Source organism: Xenophilus azovorans DSM 13620, assembly GCF_000745855.1.
Taxonomy (GTDB): domain Bacteria; phylum Pseudomonadota; class Gammaproteobacteria; order Burkholderiales; family Burkholderiaceae_C; genus Xenophilus; species Xenophilus azovorans.
On the sequence record NZ_JQKD01000011.1, the window covers coordinates 111,603 to 126,002 of the forward strand.

Annotated in this window: 17 protein-coding genes; 16 read left to right on the top strand and 1 reads right to left on the bottom strand. The window is 70.4% G+C overall.

Going from position 1 to position 14,400, the window contains the following annotated elements:
• Positions 1-7 precede the first annotated feature (7 nt).
• Genes Q392_RS08435 through Q392_RS08500 form a run of 14 tightly spaced genes read left to right on the top strand, consistent with a single transcriptional unit; the run spans position 8 to position 11,184 of the window.
• Positions 8-277: an MmoB/DmpM family protein gene (locus Q392_RS08435; RefSeq protein ID WP_038204808.1), complete on the top strand. Its 270-nt coding sequence runs from the start codon at positions 8-10 to the stop codon at positions 275-277.
• 26 nt (positions 278-303) lie between these two features.
• A complete protein-coding gene (locus Q392_RS08440) occupies positions 304-1,875 on the top strand; it encodes an aromatic/alkene/methane monooxygenase hydroxylase/oxygenase subunit alpha (RefSeq protein WP_038204575.1) in 1,572 nt (523 codons plus the stop codon).
• Positions 1,872-2,228 carry a phenol hydroxylase subunit P4 gene (locus Q392_RS08445; protein ID WP_038204578.1) on the top strand — a complete coding sequence of 119 codons (357 nt, stop codon included), beginning with the start codon at positions 1,872-1,874 and terminating at the stop codon, positions 2,226-2,228. Before Q392_RS08440 ends, Q392_RS08445 begins: the two co-directional genes overlap by 4 nt.
• Positions 2,229-2,240: 12 nt before the next feature.
• Positions 2,241-3,305, top strand: a complete 1,065-nt coding sequence (locus Q392_RS08450; RefSeq protein WP_038204580.1) for an NADH:ubiquinone reductase (Na(+)-transporting) subunit F — start codon at positions 2,241-2,243, stop codon at positions 3,303-3,305.
• The gene (locus tag Q392_RS08455) at positions 3,302-3,685 is read left to right on the top strand and encodes a 2Fe-2S iron-sulfur cluster-binding protein (RefSeq protein WP_425425173.1); all 384 of its coding nucleotides are present in this window, start codon (positions 3,302-3,304) and stop codon (positions 3,683-3,685) included. Before Q392_RS08450 ends, Q392_RS08455 begins: the two co-directional genes overlap by 4 nt.
• A 1-nt stretch (position 3,686) precedes the next feature.
• Positions 3,687-4,631 (top strand): catechol 2,3-dioxygenase, encoded by a 945-nt coding sequence (locus Q392_RS08460; protein WP_038204586.1) that lies wholly within the window; start codon positions 3,687-3,689, stop codon positions 4,629-4,631.
• Complete coding sequence (locus tag Q392_RS08465; RefSeq protein WP_038204589.1) at positions 4,631-5,086, top strand: GlcG/HbpS family heme-binding protein; 456 nt, start codon at positions 4,631-4,633, stop codon at positions 5,084-5,086. The genes Q392_RS08460 and Q392_RS08465 overlap by 1 nt, the downstream gene beginning before the upstream one ends.
• Entirely contained in the window at positions 5,083-6,537 is a 1,455-nt protein-coding gene (locus Q392_RS08470) for a 2-hydroxymuconic semialdehyde dehydrogenase (protein WP_038204593.1), read from the top strand. The genes Q392_RS08465 and Q392_RS08470 overlap by 4 nt, the downstream gene beginning before the upstream one ends.
• Positions 6,518-7,387 (top strand): alpha/beta fold hydrolase, encoded by an 870-nt coding sequence (locus Q392_RS08475; RefSeq protein WP_038204609.1) that lies wholly within the window; start codon positions 6,518-6,520, stop codon positions 7,385-7,387. The genes Q392_RS08470 and Q392_RS08475 overlap by 20 nt, the downstream gene beginning before the upstream one ends.
• 4 nt (positions 7,388-7,391) lie before the next feature.
• On the top strand, positions 7,392-8,174 hold the full coding sequence (gene dmpE, locus Q392_RS08480; protein ID WP_038204612.1) for a 2-oxopent-4-enoate hydratase: 783 nt from the start codon (positions 7,392-7,394) through the stop codon (positions 8,172-8,174).
• A gap of 19 nt (positions 8,175-8,193) precedes the next feature.
• Positions 8,194-9,117: an acetaldehyde dehydrogenase (acetylating) gene (locus Q392_RS08485; protein WP_038204615.1), complete on the top strand. Its 924-nt coding sequence runs from the start codon at positions 8,194-8,196 to the stop codon at positions 9,115-9,117.
• Between the two features lie 19 nt (positions 9,118-9,136).
• A complete protein-coding gene (gene dmpG, locus Q392_RS08490; RefSeq protein WP_038204619.1) occupies positions 9,137-10,174 on the top strand; it encodes a 4-hydroxy-2-oxovalerate aldolase in 1,038 nt (345 codons plus the stop codon).
• A gap of 11 nt (positions 10,175-10,185) precedes the next feature.
• A complete protein-coding gene (gene dmpH, locus Q392_RS08495) occupies positions 10,186-10,974 on the top strand; it encodes a 2-oxo-3-hexenedioate decarboxylase (protein ID WP_038204622.1) in 789 nt (262 codons plus the stop codon).
• Positions 10,975-10,992: 18 nt separating this feature from the next.
• Positions 10,993-11,184, top strand: coding sequence for a 2-hydroxymuconate tautomerase (locus tag Q392_RS08500; RefSeq protein ID WP_032490131.1), 192 nt, complete (start codon positions 10,993-10,995; stop codon positions 11,182-11,184).
• Positions 11,185-11,187: 3 nt separating this feature from the next.
• Here the strand turns inward: Q392_RS08500 and fnr are convergent, their stop codons facing one another.
• On the bottom strand, positions 11,188-11,907 hold the full coding sequence (fnr, locus tag Q392_RS08505; protein ID WP_038204810.1) for a fumarate/nitrate reduction transcriptional regulator Fnr: 720 nt from the start codon (positions 11,905-11,907) through the stop codon (positions 11,188-11,190).
• Between the two features lie 186 nt (positions 11,908-12,093).
• On the opposite strand from fnr, the gene hemN reads away from it, so the two are divergent.
• Together hemN and Q392_RS08515 are read left to right on the top strand one after the other, a co-directional pair.
• Positions 12,094-13,530, top strand: coding sequence for an oxygen-independent coproporphyrinogen III oxidase (hemN, locus tag Q392_RS08510; protein ID WP_084216944.1), 1,437 nt, complete (start codon positions 12,094-12,096; stop codon positions 13,528-13,530).
• Positions 13,531-13,688: 158 nt separating this feature from the next.
• Positions 13,689-14,396 carry a sulfite exporter TauE/SafE family protein gene (locus Q392_RS08515; RefSeq protein WP_038204627.1) on the top strand — a complete coding sequence of 236 codons (708 nt, stop codon included), beginning with the start codon at positions 13,689-13,691 and terminating at the stop codon, positions 14,394-14,396.
• Positions 14,397-14,400: the final 4 nt, after the last annotated feature.

Sequence of the window (14,400 nt, forward strand, 5' to 3'; positions counted from 1 at the left end):
CAGCAGCATCTCCAACGTCTTCATCGCCTTCCAGGACAACGAGGAAGCGCGCCCCGTGGTCGAGGCCATCCTGGCCGACAACCCCGATGCCAGCGCGGCGCACACGCCGGGCCTGGTCAAGATCGACGCCCCCGGCCGGCTCACCATCCGCCGCGCCACGATCGAGGAGCAGACCGGCCGCGCCTACGACCTGCAGCAGATCCACGTCAACCTCGTCACCCTCTCGGGCCACATCGACGAGGACGACGACCAGCTCACCCTGAGCTGGAGGCACTGAACCCACACATCACAGGAGACACACGCATGGACACCCGCGTCGCCAAGAAGAAGCTGGGCCTGAAGGAGCGCTACGCCGCCATGACGCGCGGCCTGGCCTGGGACACCAGCTACCAGCCGATGGACAAGGTCTTCCCCTACGACCGCTACGAAGGCATCAGGATCCACGACTGGGACAAGTGGGAGGACCCCTTCCGCCTGACCATGGACGCCTACTGGAAGTACCAGGGCGAGAAGGAGAAGAAGCTCTACGCCGTCATCGAGGCCTTCGCGCAGAACAACGGCCAGCTCGGCGTGGCCGACGCGCGCTACGTCAACGCGCTGAAGCTCTTCATCCAGGGGGTGACGCCGCTGGAGTACTACGCGCACCGCGGCTTCGCGCACGTGGGCCGGCACTTCACCGGCGCCGGCGCGCGGGTGGCGGCGCAGATGCAGTCGATCGACGAGCTGCGCCACTTCCAGACCGAGACGCATGCGCTGAGCCACTACAACAAGTACTTCAACGGCATGCACCAGGCGAACCACTGGTTCGACCGCGTGTGGTACCTCTCGGTGCCCAAGTCCTTCTTCGAGGACGCGCTCACCGCCGGGCCCTTCGAGTTCCTCACCGCCGTCAGCTTCAGCTTCGAGTACGTGCTGACCAACCTGCTGTTCGTGCCCTTCATGTCGGGCGCGGCGCACAACGGCGACATGTCCACCGTCACCTTCGGCTTCTCGGCGCAGAGCGACGAGTCGCGTCACATGACGCTGGGCATCGAGTGCATCAAGTTCATGCTGGAGCAGGACCCGGCCAACGTGGCCGTAGTGCAGAAGTGGATCGACAAGTGGTTCTGGCGCGGCTACCGCGTGCTGACGCTGGTGGCCATGATGCAGGACTACATGCTGCCCAAGCGCGTGATGAGCTGGAAGGAAGCCTGGGAGATGTACGCCGAGCAGAACGGCGGCGCGCTGTTCAGGGACCTGGCGCGCTACGGCATCCGCGAGCCCGCGGGCTGGAAGGCCGCCTGCGAGGGCAAGGACCACATCAGCCACCAGGCCTGGAACACCTTCTACAACTACGCCGCCGCCGCGCCCTTCCACACCTGGGTGCCCAGCGACGAGGAACTGGACTGGCTGTCGCAGAAGTACCCCGACACCTTCGACAGGTACTACCGCCCGCGCCTTTTGCACTACCGCGCGCAGCAGCAGGCCGGCAAGCGCTTCTACAACAAGACGCTGCCGATGCTGTGCACCACCTGCCAGATCCCGATGCTCTTCACCGAGCCGGGAGACGCCAGCCGGATCTGCTACCGCGAGTCCAGCTACCTGGGCGACAAGTACCACTTCTGCAGCGACGGCTGCCAGCACATCGTCGAGGAGGAGCCCGAGAAGTACGTGCAGTCCTGGCTGCCGGTGCACCAGATCTACCAGGGCCACTGCTTCAAGGAGGGCGTCGATCCGACGCAGCCCGGCTTCGACCCGCTGATGGCCGTGCTCGACTGGTACGAGCTGAACGTGGGCCGCGACAACTTCGACTTCGAGGGTTCGGAGGACCAGAAGAACTTCGCCGCCTGGCGCGGCGATGCGCAGCCGGCCGCCGGCGAAGGAGATGCAGCATGAGCACCGTCGCCCTGCACCCTTACGAATTCCCGGCCAAGGACGTGCGCGAGAACTTCCCTGCACCGCTGCTGTACATCGGCTGGGAGGAGCACCTGATGTTCTGCGCCCCCTTCTGCCTGCCGCTGCCGCCGGACATGCCCTTCGGCGCACTGGCCGAGCAGGTGCTGCCCGGCATCTACGGCGAGCACCCGGACTTCGAGCGCATCGATTGGTCGCAGGTGCAGTGGTTCAGGTCCGGCCAGCCCTGGACGCCCGACCCGGCGAAGAGCCTGGCCGACAACGGCCTGGGCCACAAGGACGCGATCCGCTTCCGCACGCCGGGCCTGGCGGGCATCGAGGGATCCTTCTCCTGAGCGGAGGCCGCGATGAGTTACCAGCTCACCATCGAGCCCCTGGGCGCGACCATCGACGTCGAGGAGGGCCAGACCGTCCTCGACGCCGCGCTGCGCCAGGGCATCTACCTGCCGCATGCCTGCTGCCACGGCCTGTGCGGCACCTGCAAGGTGCAGGTGTGCGACGGCGAGGTGGAGCACGGCGCGGCCAACCCCTTCGCGCTGATGGACTTCGAGCGCGACGACGGCAAGACGCTGGCCTGCTGCGCCACGCTGCAGTGCGACGCCACCATCGAGGCCGACATCGACGAGGAGCCCGACGCCGCCGTCATCCCGGTGCGCGACTTCGCGGCCACGCTGGAGCGTATCGAGGCGCTCACGCCGACCATCAAGGCGCTGCACCTGGCACTGGACAAGCCGATCCGTTTTCAGGCGGGGCAGTACGTGCAGCTGGAGATCCCCGGCCTGGGGCAGAGCCGCGCCTTCTCCATCGCCAACCCGCCGGATGCCAACGGCGAGGCGGCGCGCATCGAGCTGAACGTGCGCCACGTGCCCGGCGGCGCCGGCACCACCTGGCTGCACGAGTCGGCGAAGGAGGGCGGCCGCCTGCGCCTGGCCGGGCCCTACGGCCGCTTCTTCGTGCGCCGTTCGGCTGGCCTGCCGATGCTGTTCATGGCGGGCGGCTCGGGCCTGTCGAGCCCGCGCTCGATGATCCTGGAGCTGCTGGCTTCCGGCTGCACCGAGCCGATCACGCTGGTCTACGGCCAGCGCACGGGCGAGGAGCTGTACTACGACGCCGAGTTCCGCGCGCTGGCCGAGGCGTACCCGAACTTCCACTACCTGCCCGCGCTGTCCGGCGAGCCCGAAGGCTCGGCTTGGACGGGCGCCCGCGGCTTCGTGCACGAGGCGGCGAAGGCGCACTTCGACGGCGGCTTCGCCGGCCACAAGGCCTACCTGTGCGGCCCGCCGGCCATGATCGAGGCGTGCATCGCCACGCTGATGCAGGGGCGCCTGTTCGAGCGCGACATCTACACCGAGAAGTTCATCTCGGCGGCCGACGCGCAAGGTGCGCGCAGCCCGTTGTTCAAGCGAGTCTGACGGTGCAGTTCAGCCCCCGACCCACGCTGCAGGTGCACGTCGCGCAGACCGGCGAGTGCTACGCCTGCGCCGGCGACGAGAGCCTGCTCAGGGGCATGCTGCGCCTGGGGCGGCGCGGCATCCCGGTGGGCTGCGTCAACGGCGGCTGCGGCGTGTGCAAGGTGCGCATCGTCGAGGGCAGCGTGCGCGCCCTCGGCCCGGTCAGCCGCGCCCACGTCAGTGCCGACGAGGAGGCGCAGGGCTACACCCTGGCCTGCCGCGTGGCGCCCACCGCCGCGGTGCGGCTGGAGGTCGCCGGGCGGCTCGTCAAACCCTTTTCCGGCGCCAGCGCCATCCCGGCGCGCGCGCATTCACCCACGACCCAACCCAAGGAGACATGACATGGGCGTTCTACGCATAGGCCACGCAAGCCTGAAGGTGATGGACATGGCGGCCGCCGTGCAGCACTACGAGAAGGTGCTGGGCCTGAAGACCACGATGCAGGACAAGGCCGGCAACGTGTACCTCAAGTGCTGGGACGAGTGGGACAAGTACTCGCTCATCCTCACGCCGTCCGACCAGGCCGGCCTGAACCACATCGCCTACAAGGTCGAGAAGGACGCGGACCTGGACACGCTGCGCGAGCGCATCGAGGCCTGGGGCGTGAAGACCGAGATGCTGCCGGAGGGCTCGCTGCCGGCCACCGGCCGCATGCTGCAGTTCAGGCTGCCCAGCGGGCACGAGATGCGCCTGTACGCGATGAAGGAATTCGTCGGCACCGAGGTCGGCTCCACCAACCCCGACCCGTGGCCCGACGGCCTGAAGGGCGCCGGCGCCCACTGGCTGGACCACGCGCTGCTGATGTGCGAGCTGAACCCGGAGACCGGCGTCAACACGGTGGCCGACAACACGCGCTTCATGACCGAGGCGCTGGACTTCTTCCTCACCGAGCAGGTGCTGGTCGGCCCGAACGGCGACATGCAGGCCGCCACCTGGATGGCGCGCACCACCACGCCGCACGACATCGCCTTCGTCGGCGGGCCGCGCAGCGGGCTGCACCACATCGCCTACTTCCTCGACTCCTGGCACGACGTGCTCAAGGCGGCCGACGTGATGGCCAAGAACAAGGTGCGCATCGACGTCGCGCCCACGCGCCACGGCATCACGCGCGGCGAGACCATCTACTTCTTCGACCCCAGCGGCAACCGCAACGAGACCTTCGCCGGCCTGGGCTACCTGGCGCAGCGCGACCGGCCCGTGACCACCTGGACGGAGGACATGCTCGGCAGCGGCATCTTCTATCACACGGGCGACCTGGTGCCGTCCTTCACCGAGGTCTACACCTGATGGACGCCGCCGTGCGCCACAGCGTGCCGCAGCGCTGCATCGGCTGGCAGGCCGCGCATGCCGCGGCCGGCGCGGCGGCGGCCGAGGCCGCGCGCCTGGGTGCGGCCGTGAACATCGCGCTGGTCGATCCGGCCGGCCTGCTCGCCGCCTTCGTGCGCATGCCCGGCGCGCCGCTGCATTCGGTGGAGATCGCCATCGACAAGGCCTACACCGCCGCCAGCTTCGGCCTGCCCACCGCGCAGTGGCACGCGGCGCTGGAGGGCCATTCGCCCGCGGTGCGCGACGGCCTGTTGCGGCGAGCGCGCTTCGTCGCCTTCGGCGGCGGGCTGCCGGTGCTGGAGGGCGGCGAGCGCATCGGCGGCATCGGCGTCTCGGGCGGCAGCGAGGCGCAGGACGAGGCCATCGCCCGCGCCGGCCTTGCGGCGCTGGGCCTCATTGACAAGGACCCGACATGAAACAGATCCTGAACTTCATCCACGGCGAATACGCCGCCGCGGGGCGCACCTTCGACAAGCATTCGCCGCTCACCGGCGAGGTGATCGCCCAGGTGCACGAGGCCGGCCGCGCCGAGGTGGATGCCGCCGTGGCCGCCGCGCGCGCCGCGCTGGCCGGCCCCTGGGGCCGCATGAGCGTGGCCGAGCGCGTGGAGCGCCTGTACGCGGTGGCCGACGGCATCCACCGCCGCTTCGAGGAATTCCTGGCCGCCGAATGCCAGGACACCGGCAAGCCGCGCAGCCTGGCCAGCCACATCGACATCCCGCGCGGCGCGGCCAACTTCAAGGTCTTCGCCGACGTGGTGAAGAACGTGCCCACCGAGTTCTTCGAGACCGCCACGCCCGACGGCCGCGGCGCCATCAACTACGGCTGGCGCACGCCGGTGGGCGTGGTGGGCGTGATCTGCCCGTGGAACCTGCCGCTGCTGCTGATGACCTGGAAGGTCGGCCCGGCGCTGGCCTGCGGCAACACGGTGGTGGTCAAGCCCTCGGAAGAGACCCCGCAGACCGCCGCGCTGCTGGGCGAGGTGATGAACGAGGCCGGCATCCCGCCCGGCGTCTACAACGTGGTGCACGGCTTCGGGCCGGACTCGGCGGGCGAGTTCCTGACCACGCACCCGGGCGTGGACGCGATCACCTTCACCGGCGAGACGCGCACCGGCGAGGTCATCATGAAGGCCGCCGCCCAGGGCGCGCGGCCGGTGAGCCTGGAGATGGGCGGCAAGAACGCGGCCATCGTCTTCGACGACTGCGACTTCGACGCCGCCATCGAGGGCACCATGCGCAGCGTGTTCGCCAACTGCGGGCAGGTGTGCCTGGGCACCGAGCGCGTGTACGTGCAGCGCCCGCTGTTCGAGCGCTTCGTGGCCGCGCTGAAGCAGCAGGCCGAGGCGCTGAAGCTCGGCGTGCCCGACGACGACGCCACCGGCATGGGGCCGCTGATCAGCAAGGAACACCAGGACAAGGTGCTGTCGTACTACCGGCTCGCGGTGGAAGAGGGCGCCACCGTGGTCACCGGCGGCGGCGTGCCCGACATGGGCGCACGGCTCGCGGGCGGCGCCTGGGTGCAGCCCACGATCTGGACCGGCCTGCCCGAGACGGCGCGCGTCATCAAGGAGGAGATCTTCGGCCCCTGCTGCCACATCGCCCCCTTCGACACCGAGGAGGAAGTGCTCGCCAAGGCCAACGACAACGCCTACGGCCTGGCCACCGCGATCTGGACGCGCGACCTGGCGCGCGCGCACCGCGTTGCGCAGCGCATGCAGGTGGGGCTGTCCTGGGTCAACTCCTGGTTCCTGCGCGACCTGCGCACGCCCTTCGGCGGTGCCAAGCAGTCGGGCATCGGGCGCGAGGGCGGGGTGCACTCGCTGGAGTTTTACACGGAGCAGAAGAATGTCTGCATCAAGCTCTGACGCAAACCCGGAGATCGGCCGCACGGTGCGGGCGAACGGCGTCCGCACCAACTACCACGACCTGGGCAGCGGCGCGCCGGTGCTGCTGATCCACGGCTCGGGCCCCGGCGTGTCGGCCTGGGCCAACTGGCGGCTGGCGATGCCCGAGTTGGCAAAGCGCGCACGGGTGATCGCGCCGGACATGGCCGGCTTCGGCTACAGCGAACGCCCGGCAGGCTTCGTCTACGGCATGGACGCCTGGGTCGGCCAGGCGGTGGGCCTGCTCGATGCGCTGGACATCGACCGCACCGACCTGGTGGGCAATTCCTTCGGCGGTGCATTGGCGCTGGCGCTCGCCATCCGCCACCCGCGGCGCGTGCGCCGGCTGGTGCTGATGGGCAGCGTGGGCGTGCCCTTCGCGATCACGCCGGGGCTGGATGCCGTGTGGGGCTACACGCCGTCCCTCGAGGCGATGCGCGGGCTGCTGGACATCTTCGCCTTCGACCGCCGGCTGGTGACCGACGAACTCGCGCAGTTGCGCTACGAGGCCAGCATCCGCCCGGGCTTCCAGGAGTCCTTCGCCGCGATGTTCCCCGCGCCGCGCCAGCGCTGGGTCGACGCGATGGCCAGCCGCGAGGCCGACATCCGCCGCATCGCGCACGAGACGCTGGTGGTGCACGGCCGCGAGGACCGAGTGATCCCGCTCGCGAACTCGCTCGCCCTGGCCGACTGGATCCCGCGCGCGCAGCTGCACGTGTACGGCCGCTGCGGCCACTGGACGCAGATCGAGCACGCGGCGCGCTTCGCGCGGCTGGTCGGCGACTTCCTGGCCGAGGCCCGGGCCGACGAACCCCTTCCCCTCCAGGACTGACCCCATGAACACCGAATCGATAGACCCGCTCGGCGACGAGCTGTACGAAGCGCTCCAGGCGCGCCGCGTGGTCGAGCCGCTGAGCGCTCGCCACCCGGACATCGGCATCGAGCAGGCCTACCGCGTGCAGCAGCGCATGCTCGCGCGCCGCCTCGAGGCCGGCGAGCGCGTGATCGGCAAGAAGATCGGCGTCACCTCGCAGGCGGTGATGGACATGCTCGGCGTGTTCCAGCCCGACTTCGGCTGGCTCACCGACGGCATGGTCTACAACGAGGGCGAGGCCGTGCCCGCCGCCTCGCTGATCCAGCCCAAGGCCGAGGGCGAGATCGCCTTCGTGCTGAAGAAGACGCTCAAGGGCCCGGGCGTGACGGCGGCCGATGTGCTGGCTGCCACCGAGGGCGTGATGGCCTGCTTCGAGATCGTCGATTCGCGCATCCGCGACTGGAAGATCAAGATCCAGGACACCGTGGCCGACAACGCGAGCTGCGGCGTGTTCGTGCTGGGCGACCGGCTGGTCGACCCGCGCGAGGTCGACCTGGGCACCTGCGGCATGGTGCTGGAGAAGAACGGCGAGATCGTCGCCACCGGCGCGGGCGCCGCGGCGCTGGGCCACCCGGCCAATGCGGTCGCTTGGCTGGCCAACACGCTCGGCGCGCTCGACATCGCGCTGGAGGCCGGCGAGGTCGTGCTGTCCGGGTCGCTGGCCGCGATGGTGCCGGTGAAGGCCGGCGACAACCTGCGCGTGACCATCGGCGGCATCGGCGGCTGCTCCGTCCGCTTCATCTGATTCCAACAAAGGACTCCCCATGAGCAAGAAGATCAAGTGTGCCCTCATCGGCCCCGGCAACATCGGCACCGACCTGCTGGCCAAGCTGCAGCGCAGCCCGGTGCTGGCGCCGGTGTGGATGGTGGGCATCGACCCCGAGTCCGACGGCCTCAAGCGCGCCCGCGAGCTGGGCATCAAGACCACGGCCGACGGCGTGGACGGCCTGCTGCCGCACCTGGAGGCCGACGGCGTGCAGATCGTGTTCGACGCCACCAGCGCCTACGTGCATGCCGAGAACAGCCGCAAGGTCAACGAGCGCGGTGCGCTGATGATCGACCTCACGCCCGCGGCCATCGGTCCCTTCTGCGTGCCGCCCGTCAACCTGGCGGAGCTGCTGGACTCCGGCGCCATGAACGTCAACATGGTCACCTGCGGCGGCCAGGCCACCATCCCGATGGTGCGCGCCGTCTCGCGCGTGCAGCCGGTGGACTACGCGGAGATCGTCGCCACCGTGTCCTCGCGCAGCGCCGGCCCCGGCACGCGCAAGAACATCGACGAGTTCACGCGCACCACCGCCGGCGCCGTGGCCCAGGTGGGCGGCGCCAAGCAGGGCAAGGCCATCATCGTCATCAACCCGGCCGAGCCGCCGCTGATCATGCGCGACACCGTGCACTGCCTGGTCGAAGGCGCGCCGCGCGAGGCCGAGATCCGCGCCTCCGTCGAGCAGATGCTGCGCGAGGTGCAGAAGTACGTGCCCGGCTACCGCATCGTCAACGGCCCGGTGTTCGACGGCCAGCGCGTCTCCATCTACCTGGAGGTCGAGGGCCTGGGCGACTACCTGCCCAAGTACTCCGGCAACCTGGACATCATGACCGCCGCCGCCGCGCGCACCGCCGAGATGTTTGCCGAGGCGCTGCTGGCCGGCCGGCTGGCGCTGCAGCCCGCCGAAGCCGCCGCCGCCTGAACCCACGAGGAGAAACACCATGAGCCACCTTGAAGGCAGGCGCGTCACCCTGCACGACATGACGCTGCGCGACGGCATGCACCCCAAGCGCCACCAGATGAGCCTGCAGCAGATGAAGGACATCGCCCGCGGCCTGGACGCCGCCGGCGTGCCGCTGATCGAGGTCACGCACGGCGACGGGCTGGGCGGCAGCTCGGTCAACTACGGCTTCCCGGCACACACCGACGAGGAGTACCTCGGCGCCGTCATCCCGCTGATGAAGCAGGCGAAGGTGTCGGCCCTGCTGCTGCCCGGCATCGGCACCGTGGACCACCTGAAGATGGCGCACGGCCTGGGCGTCGCCACCATCCGCGTCGCCACCCACTGCACCGAGGCCGACGTGAGCGAGCAGCACATCACGGCCGCGCGCAAGCTCGGCATGGACACGGTCGGCTTCCTGATGATGGCGCACATGAACAGCCCCGAGGGGCTGGTGAAGCAGGCGAAGCTGATGGAAGGCTACGGCGCCAACTGCATCTACGTGACCGACTCGGCCGGCTACCTGCTGCCCGAGCAGGTGAAGGAGCGCATCGCCGCCGTGCGCGCCGCGCTCCAACCCGAAACCGAGCTGGGCTTCCACGGCCACCACAACCTCGCGATGGGCGTGGCCAACTCCATCGCCGCCATCGAAGCCGGCGCCAACCGCATCGACGCCGCCTCGGCCGGCCTGGGCGCCGGCGCCGGCAACACGCCGATGGAGGTGCTGGTGGCCGTGTGCGAGCGCATGGGCATCGTCACCGGCGTGGACCTGTGGAAGATCCAGGACGTGGCGGACGACCTGGTGGTGCCGATCATGGACTTCCCGATCCGCATCGACCGCGATGCGCTCACGCTGGGCTATGCCGGCGTGTACGGCTCCTTCCTGCTGTTCGCCAAGCGCGCCGAGAAGAAGTACGGCGTGCCCGCGCGCGAACTGCTGGTGGAGCTGGGCCGGCGCGGCATGGTCGGCGGGCAGGAGGACATGATCGAGGACACCGCGCTGACCCTGGCGCGCGAACGCGGCCTGCTGGCTGCCTGAAGGGGAAGCGCATGGCACTCGACAGGAACACCATCGACCAGCTCGCCGCCCACCTGGAGACCTGCGAACTGGAGGCGCGGGACACGCCCAAGATCACCGACGAGCACCCCGGCATGGACTGGGACGACGCCTACGCGATCCAGGACGCGATCCTCGCGCGCAAGCTGGCCCGCGGCGCGCGCGTGGTGGGCCTCAAGGCCGGCCTGACCTCGCACGCCAAGATGAAGCAGATGGGCGTGGACAGCCCCGTCTTCGGCTTCCTCGTGGACGCGTTCAGCGTGCCCGAGGGCGCCTCGGTGAAGACGGCCGAGCTGATCCACCCCAAGGTCGAGCCCGAGATCGCCTTCGTGCTCAAGCACGCGCTCAAGGGGCCGGGCTGCCACATCGGCGCCGTGCTCGCGGCCACCGACTTCGTGCTGCCCGGCATCGAGGTGATCGACAGCCGCTACCGCGACTTCAAGTTCGACCTCAAGAGCGTGGTGGCCGACAACACCTCGGCCGCGCGCTTCGTGGTCGGCGGCCGCGCGCTGCGGCCCGAGCAGGTGGATCTGCGCACCGTCGGCATCGTGCTGGAGAAGAACGGCGCGCCGGTGGCGCTGGGGGCCGGCGCCTCGGTGCTGGGCCACCCGGCCGCCGCGGTCGCCATGCTGGCCAACCACCTGGGCCGGCAGGGCAGGGAGATTCCTGCCGGCAGCCTAGTCCTCTCGGGCGGCGCCACCGAGGCAGTGGCGGTGGAGGCGGGCGACGCGGTGACGCTGCGCGTGCAGGGCATGGGCAGCGTCGGGCTGCGCTTCGCCTGAGCGCAGGGAGGCACGGCCATGCCCTTCGCCCAGATCTACATGATCGAAGGCCGCACCGAGGCGCAGAAGAAGGCGGTGATCGAGAAGGTCTCGCAGGCGCTGGTGGAGGCCACCGGCGCGCCGATGGCCAACGTGCGCGTCTGGATCCAGGAGGTGCCCAAGGAGAACTGGGGCATCGCCGGCGTCAGCGCCAAGGAGCTGGGGCGCTAGCCGTCAGGCGCAGACGGTGGGGTTCACCAGCCGCTTGAGCGCGTCCGCGTCGAGGATGCGCACGTGGCGCTGGTTCACCTCGACCAGACCGTCCTCGACGAACTTGGAGAGCGTGCGGCTCACGGTCTCCAGCTTCAGGCCCAGGTAGCTGCCGATCTCCTCGCGCGTCATGCGCAGCACCAGTTCGCTGGCCGAGAAGCCGCGCGCGTGCAGGCGCTGCACCAGGTTCAGCAGGAAGGCGGCCAGGCGCTCCTCGGCGCGCATGCTGCCCAGCAGCAGCATCACGCCGTGCTCGCGCACGATCTCGCGGCTCATGATCTGGTGCACGTGGCGCTGCAGCGCCGTGACCTCGCGCGACAGCTCCTCGATGCGGTCGAAGGGCATCACGCAGACCTCCGCGTCCTCCAGCGCCACGGCGTCGCAGGTGTGGTGGTTGTTGACGATGCCGTCCAGGCCGATGATCTCGCCGGCCATCTGGAAGCCGGTGACCTGGTCGCGCCCGTCCTCGGCCGTCACCTGGGTCTTGAAGACGCCGGTGCGGATGGCGTAGAGCGCCGAGAAGCGCTCGCCGTTGCGGAACAGCGTCTCCTTGCGTTTGACCTTGCGCCGCGTGGCCACGAGGTCGTCGATGCGCTCCAGTTCGGTCGGCTGCAGGCCCACCGGCATGCAAAGCTCCCGCAGGTTGCAGTTCGAGCAGGCGACTTTGATCTTTTCGGGCGTCATGGTCATCAGGTGAGTCGGTCCGACGGTGGCGCCGACGGGCACGAGGCGCGGATCCGCGGCCCTCGACGGCATTGTGCGCGTGCAATCCTCCGGCGGATTGATCCAGGTCAAACAAGCCGAAGCCCAACCGCCGCACAGTGCAAGGGTACCCCCGCCACGGGGGCTTTGCCCACCCCGGCCGCCACGATGAGTCCGCTGACCCTCAACCCTTCTCCCGCCGCCCGCGATGCGGCGGCCGCCGAACCCGTGCTGTCCCCGGCGCTGCTGCGCCGCTTCGATGTGCCCGGCCCGCGCTACACCTCCTATCCCACGGCCGACCGCTTCGTGGAGGCCTTCGGCGCCGACGACTACGCCCAGGCGCTGGCCCAGCGCCGGCAGGCCGGCCGCGCGGCGGGGCTGCCGCTGTCGCTGTACGTCCACATCCCCTTCTGCCACTCGCTGTGCTACTACTGCGCGTGCAACAAGATCGTCACCAAGCGGCACGAGAAGGGGCGCGAGTACCTGCAGTACCTGCGCCGCGAGATCGCGCTGCAGGTCGAGCACCTGGGGCAGGGCGCGCCGGTCAGCCAGCTGCACCTGGGCGGCGGCACGCCCACCTTCCTGAACGACGGCGAGCTGGCGCAGCTGATGGACATGCTGCGCCAGGCCTTCGCCTTCGCGCCGCAGGGCGAATATTCCATCGAGGTCGACCCGCGCACCGTCGACGAGGCGCGGCTGGCCCGCCTGGCGGAGCTGGGCTTCAACCGGCTGAGCTTCGGCGTGCAGGACTTCGACCCGGACGTGCAGAAGGCGGTGCACCGCGTGCAGCCGGCGGCCGAGGTGTTCGCCCTGGTGGCGGCCGCGCGGCGCCTGGGCTTCGGCTCGATCAACGTCGACCTGATCTACGGCCTGCCGCGCCAGAACGCCGAGTCCTTCGAGCGGACGCTGGCCCAGGTGGGCGAGCTGCGGCCCGACCGCATCGCGCTGTACGCCTATGCCCACCTGCCCGAGCGCTTCAAGCCGCAGCGCCGCATCGACGCCGCCGAACTGCCGCCGGCCGGCGCCAAGGTGGAGATGCTCTCGCGCGCCATCGCGTCCTTCGCCGAGGCCGGCTACAGCTACATCGGCATGGACCACTTCGCGCTGCCCGACGACACGCTGGCCGTCGCCCGGCGGCAGGGGCGGCTGCACCGCAACTTCCAGGGCTACAGCACACAGCCGGATTGCGACATCATCGGCCTGGGCGTGTCGGCGATCGGACGCGTGGGCGCCACCTACAGCCAGAACGCCAAGTCGCTGGAGGAGTACTACGACCTGATCGGCCAGGGCCGCCTGCCCGTGGTGCGGGGCCTGGCCCTGACGCGCGACGACCTGCTGCGGCGCACCGTCATCATGGCCCTGATGTGCCAGGGGCGGGTGGACTTCGAGGCGGTGGGCGCGGCGCACCTGATCGACTTCCAGCGCCATTTCGCGGCCGAGCTGGAGGCGCTGCAGTCGCTGGCCGGCGAGGGCCTGGTGCGGGTGGACGCGCATGCCATCGAGGTCACGCCCACCGGCTGGTTCTTCGTGCGCGCCATCGCGATGGTGTTCGACCGCTACCTGCAGGCCGATCGCGCTCGCTCGCGTTTTTCACGAATTATTTGAATGCACCCCCAGTCTTCGCGGACTTCGTTCCGCTTCGCCAACCCCCTTCCAGGGGGCACACGCCGCGGCCCGGCCAAGCCGGTTCCGCGCGTGTTCCCGCATGGCCTGCTCCGCGGCCTTCGGAGTGTGGCGGGCCGGGCGAGGGGCGCATCGCTGGTATGAACGTCTCCCTGGCAGCGACGGTCTTCCTGATGGGCCTGGCCGGCGGTCCGCACTGCGTGGCCATGTGCGGCGCGGCCTGCGCCGGGCTGGGGCAGGCGGCCGGCGCGCACCGCGGGCGGGCGCTGTGGGGCTTCCAGGCCGGGCGGCTGGCCGGCTACTCGGCGCTGGGTGCGCTGGCGGCGGCCACGGTGCAGGGGCTGGGCTGGCTCGGCGGGCAGGTCGCGGCGCTGCGGCCGCTGTGGACGCTGCTGCACGTCGCGGCGCTGGTGCTGGGCCTGGCACTGCTGTTGCGGGCACGCCAGCCCGTCTGGCTGGACCGCCCGGCGCGCGGCGTCTGGCGGCAGGTGCAGCGCCTGGGCGCCACGCGCAGCGGGCCGCTGCTGCTGGGCGCGCTGTGGTCGCTGCTGCCCTGCGGGCTGCTCTGGTCGGCGTTGCTCGTCGCGGCGCTGGCGGGCGACGCCTGGGCCGGCGCCGGCAGCATGGCGCTGTTCGCGCTCGGCAGCGGCCTGTGGCTGCTGGCGGGGCCCTGGCTCTGGCTGCGCCTGGCCAACGCCGGCTGGCGCGGCGCGCAGGCCGGCGCCGCCACCTTGCGCGGCGAATGGGGCGTACGCATCGCAGGCGGGGCGCTGGCGGCCAGCGCGCTGTGGATGCTGCTGCACGGCACGCCCTCCGGCCGGGCCTTCATGGCCTGGTGCCTGGGCTGAGGGT